Source organism: Stenotrophomonas sp. 05L414_2, from assembly GCF_056397905.1.
In genome coordinates this window covers 1-7,148 of sequence record NZ_JBFTOJ010000190.1, presented here as the reverse complement: position 1 = coordinate 7,148, position 7,148 = coordinate 1, and the positions used below count along the sequence as shown (strand labels likewise).

Annotated in this window: 8 protein-coding genes and 1 tRNA gene; 3 read left to right on the top strand and 6 right to left on the bottom strand. The window is 65.9% G+C overall.

Translation table 11 applies throughout. From position 1 onward, the window contains the following. On the top strand, positions 1–380 hold a 380-nt coding region (locus AC1DJN_RS19275), incomplete at its 5' end, for a hypothetical protein (RefSeq protein ID WP_478039830.1). Between the two features lie 12 nt (positions 381–392). Here AC1DJN_RS19275 and AC1DJN_RS19270 read toward each other — a convergent pair. From AC1DJN_RS19270 to AC1DJN_RS19255, 4 genes are read right to left on the bottom strand one after another with little or no spacing between them, the layout of a single operon-like run. Continuing rightward, complete coding sequence (locus AC1DJN_RS19270) at positions 393–1,304, bottom strand: HlyD family secretion protein (RefSeq protein WP_478039828.1); 912 nt, start codon at positions 1,302–1,304, stop codon at positions 393–395. Then, the gene (locus AC1DJN_RS19265; RefSeq protein ID WP_223482219.1) at positions 1,301–2,029 is read right to left on the bottom strand and encodes an ABC transporter ATP-binding protein; all 729 of its coding nucleotides are present in this window, start codon (positions 2,027–2,029) and stop codon (positions 1,301–1,303) included. The genes AC1DJN_RS19270 and AC1DJN_RS19265 overlap by 4 nt, the downstream gene beginning before the upstream one ends. A 10-nt stretch (positions 2,030–2,039) precedes the next feature. Continuing rightward, the gene (locus AC1DJN_RS19260) at positions 2,040–3,179 is read right to left on the bottom strand and encodes an ABC transporter permease (RefSeq protein WP_100436061.1); all 1,140 of its coding nucleotides are present in this window, start codon (positions 3,177–3,179) and stop codon (positions 2,040–2,042) included. Then, positions 3,176–4,672 (bottom strand): TolC family protein, encoded by a 1,497-nt coding sequence (locus tag AC1DJN_RS19255; RefSeq protein WP_442251048.1) that lies wholly within the window; start codon positions 4,670–4,672, stop codon positions 3,176–3,178. Before AC1DJN_RS19255 ends, AC1DJN_RS19260 begins: the two co-directional genes overlap by 4 nt. Positions 4,673–4,833: 161 nt before the next feature. On the opposite strand from AC1DJN_RS19255, the gene AC1DJN_RS19250 reads away from it, so the two are divergent. Further along, complete coding sequence (locus tag AC1DJN_RS19250) at positions 4,834–5,181, top strand: hypothetical protein (RefSeq protein ID WP_227416593.1); 348 nt, start codon at positions 4,834–4,836, stop codon at positions 5,179–5,181. A gap of 67 nt (positions 5,182–5,248) precedes the next feature. Here the strand turns inward: AC1DJN_RS19250 and AC1DJN_RS19245 are convergent. Beyond that, a tRNA-Gly gene (locus tag AC1DJN_RS19245) sits at positions 5,249–5,324 on the bottom strand. Positions 5,325–5,429: 105 nt separating this feature from the next. Then, positions 5,430–6,536, bottom strand: a complete 1,107-nt coding sequence (locus tag AC1DJN_RS19240; protein WP_442251047.1) for an NAD(P)/FAD-dependent oxidoreductase — start codon at positions 6,534–6,536, stop codon at positions 5,430–5,432. 377 nt (positions 6,537–6,913) lie between these two features. Between AC1DJN_RS19240 and AC1DJN_RS19235 the strand changes: the two genes are divergently transcribed. Further along, the coding region (locus tag AC1DJN_RS19235) for a hypothetical protein (protein WP_478039826.1) at positions 6,914–7,148 on the top strand (235 nt) is incomplete at its 3' end.

Sequence of the window (7,148 nt, the reverse complement as noted above, 5' to 3'; positions counted from 1 at the left end):
TTGCTGCACTGATCAATGCAGGCTTCACCCCGGACTATTGGATGCTGCGCCACTTCGAAGGCGCAACCCTGCCCTACCCCACCGGCGCGGTCATCCAGTTCGCTGTACTGGCCGGAGCGGAACTGTTGGTCACCGTGCTGATCGTGCGTCCCTGGAAACCAGGGCGCGTGTGGTTGCGGCTGCTGATCGCCCTGGTGCTGCTGCTGGCCTGGTCGTTCCCGTGGCTGGCCGCCGCCCTGCACCAGGCGCCGGTGCAGGGAATGCACCTGCTGTGGCTGCTGCTTCTGGATGTGGGATTGCTGCTGGCGCTGTGCGTGGTGACGCTGGCCAGTGCGTGGCGGGCGTTGGCCGGGAAACAGACCCGACGCGCACGCCCCTAGCGAAGCACGCCCCTACCTGTGGAACTCCACCCRCACATGTTGGCCGACGCGCGCCTTGGCGGCGCTCTCGAATTCCAGCACGCACTCCACCACCTTGGCCACGCCGCGCCCTGCGTCTTCGGGCAATCGTGCCTGCGCGAACACCGGGCTGATGCGGACCACACGTGCCACCGGCAGTGGCTTGCCCTCTGCGCCATCGCTATCGATCACCACCGTCGCACGCATGCCAACCTGCACGGCATCGGCGTAGGCCGCACTCAGCTCGGCACGCACCTGCAACGGTCGCGCCGGCAACAGTGACATCGCCGGCTTGCCGGCCTGCACGAACGCACCCACGCCCGGCACCTGGCCGACCACGATGCCGGCGTCCGGTGCGGTCAGCAACATCTGTCGCAGCTTGAGCCTGGCGTGCTCCAGCTTGTGCTGGGCCATGTCGACCTGCGCTCCGGCCACATCCACATCGGCGCGGACGCCGGCCAGCTGCTGCCTGGCTGCGTCGGCCTGCTGGCTGGACGACACGCCTTCACTGGCGCCGGTGGCCAGGCGGGTGGCGTTGCGCTCCAGTTCGCGCAGCTGCGCCTGACTGCCCTTCAGCCGGTCGGTGGCCAGCGCGAGATCGGCATTGGCCATGCCCACCTCCTGTTCAAGCAGTGCGCCATCCAGGGTGAGCAGGACATCGCCCTTGCGCACCACCGCCCCTTCCTTCACCGGCGCGGCGCTGACCGAACCATCCATCGCTGGTACCAGTGCAATCAGCCCGCCTTCCACATCGATGATGCCGCGGGCGACGGCGACGTTGTCCGCGCTGGCGGACGTGGCAGCGGTCGGCTGCGCGGGTACGGGTGCATCCTTGCTGCAGGCACCCAGCAGCAATGTCGCGCCCAAGGAGAAGCTGAGGGAGAACAATCGCGGCATTCTGGTCATGGGCTGTGCTCTACGGTTTCGTTCTGGCGGCGGTCATCGCGGACCGTGCCGTCTTCCATGGCGATCACCCGATCCGCATGGCGGATCAGGCGTGGATCGTGGCTTACACACAACACCGTGGCCTGATGCGCTCGTGCATAGCGGTGCAGGATGTCGATCACGCGCTGGCCGTTCTCGGCGTCCAGTGCGCTGGTGGGCTCATCGGCGAAGATCAGCGTGGGTGACTTGGCGAACGCACGGGCGACGGCTACGCGCTGCTTCTCGCCGCCGGACAGCTGTGCCGGGCGCATGTGGCTGCGGTGCGAGAGGCCGACTTCGTCCAGCGCCTGCCGAGCCAACGGCTCGCTGTCGCGGTTGCGCATGCCGCGATAGCCCAATGGCAGCTGCACCTGCTCCAGCGCCGTCAGCGCCGGGAACAGGTTGAAGCCCTGGAACACGAAACCGACGTGGTGCAGACGGAAGCGCTCCACCTCGCTGCGGGTCATGTGGCTGACGTCCTGGCCAAGCGCATGCACGCGACCGCCATCAGGCGTTGAGAGCCCGGACATGAGCGACAGCAGCGTGCTCTTGCCGCAGCCGGAGGGGCCCGATACCAGGGTCAATTCGCCGGGATAGATGTCCAACGACAGGCCACGCAGCACGGGCACATGCACATCGCCGGACACGAAGCCCTTTTCGAGTGCGTCGGCACGCAGGGTCGGGATCGCGATGGGAGCATTCGTCATCGGTGGCCCCTCAACGCAACAGCAGCGATGGATCGGAACGGACGACGCTGCGCACCGCCATGATGCTCGACAGCATGGCCATCACCGCGACCAGCGCCACGCAGCCAAGAACCACCATCGGCGTGAGCTGTACCGGTACGCGCTGGGTCTGCGCGGCCATCAGCACCACCGCGCTGAAGGCTGCGGCCAGCAGCATGCCGACACCACCGATCAGCACGGCCTGTTCGAACACCACACGAGCCAGGGCGTAGCGGCCTGCGCCGAGCGCATTGAGGGTGGCGTACTCGCGTACCGACCCGGCCACCACTGCGGCAAATGACTGGTTGGTGATCACCGCGCCGACGAAGCAGACAATGACCGCCATGAACAGCACTGCGATGCCGGCGCCGGTATCGAACAGCCAGTATTGCTGCGAACGACTGGCGAACTCCGGCGCTGTCCAGAACTCGACGGGCGTGGCGCGGCCCGTCGATGCACTGAGGCGATCGCGCACGCGCGCGGCCAGCTCCGGTGAGCGCGTGCCCGCCACGAAATAGGTGCTGCCTTCATGCGGATCGGTTCCGGCGATGGCACGCGCGGTATCCAAAGACGCCAGCACGTTGACGCCGCCAAGGCCACGCAGGCCGGGTTGCGCTGCAACCACACGCACGGCCTTGCCATTGATCCACGCGCGGTTGCGGTGCAGATCGACGCCCAGCGTATCCAGGTCCGCGCTGTCGACGATCACCGCACCGGGTTCGCGCAACCGGGCACGCAGATCGGGCGACAGGATGCGCGAGAACATCATCGCGTCGCCTGCCGTGGAGATGCCGGACAGATAGACCGACACGTTGCCGGCACCCTGTGCGCTGGAGCGCCACTCGCCATCGACCCACTCGTAGGGTTCGACGCGGGTGACATCCGGGTCCATCCGCAGGCGATTCTCTACATCCGCACTGATCGCATGACCGTAGTTCACGCTCTGCGTGCCGGCAAAGCCCGCCCAGACATCGGCGCTGGACGCCTTCACGTAGATCGCGGCGGTGCCGAAGATGCCCAGCACCAGTGCCGCCTGCACGATCAGCAGCACGCCGGCGAAACACATGGCCAGCACTACCGGCAGGAAACGGCGCCACTCGTAAACCAGGGTCTTGCGGGCAAGCGCGATCATTGCGCGTCGCCTTCAGGCTCGGCTGGCAAGGGAGCACCGCCCACTGCGCGATAGAGCGATGCGAATGCAAGYACGCGAGCACCCTGCGCGCCGATCAGGTCGGCCTGCGCGGACAGCGCGGCACGCTGGGTTTCCAACCCGTCGAACTCACTGGAAAGACCAAGCTGCACCTGCCGGGCCTGTCGTGCGACCTGCTGCCGGGCTGCTTCGTCGGCCACCTGCAGCGACTGGATGCTGCTGTCCTGGCGGGCCAGGCTGCCCAGTGCACCCTCCACTTCCGCCACGCCCTGCAGCACTGCCTTGCGATACCCCAGCAGGGCTGCATCCAGCTGCTTGTCGTCGGATTGATAGCGCGCGCGACGTTGGCCCCAATCCCACAGAGGGATATCGATGTAGGGACCAATCGATGGGCTGGAATCAGAGTTGGAGCGAGCGTTCTGGGTCAGGTTGTAGGCGTAAAGGATGGAACCGCCCAGGCTCAGTTTCGGGAACATCGACGCGCGTGCACTGCCCTTTTCGGCGGCAGCCTGCAGCACATCGGCCTCGGCCAGCAGGATCTGCGGGCGATGGCGCAGCAGGTCGGCCGGCACCTGCTGCAGGGTGAAGGCGCTCAACTGCGGTGGCGTGCGGTAGGCATTCCAGGCCGGATCCGGACCATCGCGACCCAGCAGCAGCGCCAACGCGCGCGAGGCGTTGCCCGCGTTCTCATTCGCCTGTGCAATGGCCGCGCGCGTGGCCGCCCGCCGCGCGCGCAGGCGATCCAGTTCACCGGGCTCGTCCAGATGCAGGCGCTGCCGAACCAGGCCCAGTTGCTCGCCACGTGCGTCAACGGCCTGCTGCCTGCCCAGCAGATCCACCTGCGCCTGCGCGACGGAAAGATCCAGGTAGCTGCGCACCACATCAGCGATGACCGCCACCTGTGCCGCATCGCGCAGTGCTTCGGCATTTCCGTTGGCCGCCTGCGCGCTCAGACGGGCACTCTCCGCTGCGCCAAACAGGCCAAGATCCCAGATCGCTTCAACGCCGGCGTGGAAGTACGTGTCGACCGCGGCGGCGTCCTGCACCTGCTTGGCACTGGCGGAGATTTCCGGACGGAAGCGCGCATCGGAGGTGCCCGACAGCAGGCGTACCGCCTGCAACCGCAGGGTGGCCTGGCGCAGGTCCAGATTGCCGGCGACGGCCTCGTCCACCAGCGCGTTCAAGCGCGCATCGGCCAGCACCTTCCACCACTGCCGCGCGTCGACCGCTACGCCCTGCCCTGCCGCGGTCTGACTCCAGACTGCTGGTACGCGATCAGGCAGATCGGGAACCGGCACCGACATGCAGCCCACCAGCATCATGCTGGTCAGCAGCGCCCCGGTACCCAGGACGATGCGTGGGACGACGGCATACCGGCGCGCGAACGCTGCCGGGAAAGTGATGCGACTGGCCACCCGCCCGCCTTCGTGGAGAGAGAAGCCGAGGAGGCTACGCCGCGATTGTGGAGTGGACATGGAGAATCGGTCGGAGGTGCGTTACAGCGCGTGTGCGGTGCATGCATTGCGAACCCTCGGCCTTTCCACAGCCTTTCATCGGCGCCGCCAAGCTGAACGCTGGACTGTCCGCGGGCGCTGCGGCACATTGTCCTGAACGCTTACACTGGCAGGCAATACGCTTGAAATCCGCCCTTCGCCGCACGCTCGGCATCTTCGCGACCGTGCTCATCGTGGGTACGACGGCGATCTGCCTGACCACTCCGTTGGCGTCGAACGCGGCCATGCTGCTGATGGACCGCAGCAACTTCATTCCCGCGCAGTCGTCGATCTTTTCCTTCGAGCCCTACGTGATCAACGAGGGCTCGTCGAACTACTGGTTGTACGGCCAGGACCGGAACTACTACTACCACTTCACCTACCGGGCCGACGCCCCGTATCTGTACATCACGCGGAAGAACGCCTGCGCCGGCTTCGATCGTGCGGACGTGCGAACCTGGTGCGGTGCGGGCCGAGGCAGCCCGCGCTAGCGCGATCGCAATCCCTTTCCGGTGCGCAAACGAAAAACGCCCCCTTGCGGGAGCGTTTTTCTGAATCTGGAGCGGGAAACGAGACTCGAACTCGCGACCTCAACCTTGGCAAGGTTGCGCTCTACCAACTGAGCTATTCCCGCAGATTCCGTTCGACCTGCGTCGAAGGAGCGCTATTGTGTCGGGATTGCTGCACGGCGTCAACAGGATTCTGCTGCCCCCTCATGAAGCAGCGTTCAGCTTCAGGATCACATCCACACGCCCCGCCGATGGAAGTAGATCTGCTCGGCCAGCCGGCGCATCGGGCCGGTACGCAGCAGCGCATTGACCGGCCAGTCCTGCTGCAGGTGGTCCATTGCCCAGCGCAGCATGCGCTTGCGGTGAAAGGTGGGGGCCGCCTGACGCGCCACCTGCTCTGCGGCCGGCCCCTTGCCGCGCCGGTGCAACCCGATCGCATCACCGACCGCCCAGCCATGCCGCCATGACGAGTGGATGCCGCCGGCCGACAGCGGCGAAACAACACCTGCCGCATCACCGGTCAGGATCACGCCCGGCGCGGTGATCGGGCCATCCGGCAACCCGCAGGGCACCAGCCCCGCGCGGGTGCCGGCAACCTGGGCCGAGTGCGGAAGTCCCACAACGTCGCGCACGTGTTCAAGGAATCCCTCGATATCCGGCGCGCGTGCATGTGCGGGATCATGCCGCAGCGCCAATCCCACCTGCACGCCGGTGGGGTTCTGCGCGGCCCAGCCGATGTAGCCGGATGCGAATCGGCGGCTGACAAAGCAGTGCAAGGCATCGCCTTCCGGCAGCTGCACGCCGGCAAACTCGCGCTCGACGCCATACAGATTGTCGCGCACCTGGCCCAGGCCGGTACGCTGGGCAACACGTGATCGTGCGCCATCAGCGCCGACCAGATAGGCCGTGCGCCCCACCCCTTCAACCTGCCACGCGTCGCCGTCGCGGCAGGCGTCGGTGAACGACTGCTGCAGACGCAGGTCCACGCCATTGGCACGCAGTTCGCTGGCCAGCCAGCGCATCAGGTTCGGCGTATCGGTGGTGAGGAAGTAGTAACCCGGTGCGGTCAGCAGCACGTTGTGCAGGTTCGGCGCATACAGGCGCACGCGTGCGACGCGTTGCACGAGATGATCGGGCATGCGCCCCAGCCAGGTCTGTTCCATCGCCTCCTTCACCACGATACCGGTGGTGTGCAGGCGTTCGCCAGGGTCGGCCTTGCGCTCGAGCACGCAGACGCGCAGGCCGTACTGAGCGGCGGCAAGTGCGCAGGCGGCACCACCAAAACTAGCGCCGACGATGACCACGTCGTAGTCGTTGGCAGGGGGAGTCTGAGGCATCGCGGCGTCACCTTGCTGGATCCGGGGGTACAGCGTGGGATCGGCGCATGGCGAGGCGATGGAGTGGCGGTGAAGTGGGGATGAAGCGCTCGCTCGCCCGATCGGGCTCCATTTCGGAATACTTGTATGGACTCACCCCGGACGACGATCAATAGTTCCTGGCCCAGTGCCATCACCAATGTAGTGGCGACTATCGACAACCACTCCGACACCCTCGATCGGGACCAATCTGAGAACGGCGACATGTAGTTGAGCATGTCCAAGAGCGCGAGTCTCGGCGATCCGCTGGCAGTGGACTGATCGCTCCGAGCAACAACCGCTCTCAATGAACCCACAAGACGACCAGTCCTCCCGGACCACGACATTCGAGAATCGATATGGATCACTTCGCCCACCTTGGCTACCACTACGGCGAGCGAGAAATCGAGTCGTTGCTGAAGGAGCTTGGGATCGTCGATGCTCCAGCCCTGGAGCCGCATTGGACAGATGCTTACTTGTCCAACGCATCACTCGGCGTTGAACTGACATTGTCAGATTCTGAGTCCTTGGCCTTTCCTAGTCGCGACTATCCAGCTGGCGCGCTAGTGTTATCCAATTTCCGCTACTACGGAC

Bases quoted from the DNA above. Each gene is read 5' to 3' on its own strand.
- AC1DJN_RS19240 (WP_442251047.1), bottom strand. From the start codon at position 6,536: ATGCCTCAGACTCCCCCTGCCAACGACTACGACGTGGTCATCGTCGGC.
- AC1DJN_RS19260 (WP_100436061.1), bottom strand. From the start codon at position 3,179: ATGATCGCGCTTGCCCGCAAGACCCTGGTTTACGAGTGGCGCCGTTTC.
- AC1DJN_RS19265 (WP_223482219.1), bottom strand. From the start codon at position 2,029: ATGACGAATGCTCCCATCGCGATCCCGACCCTGCGTGCCGACGCACTC.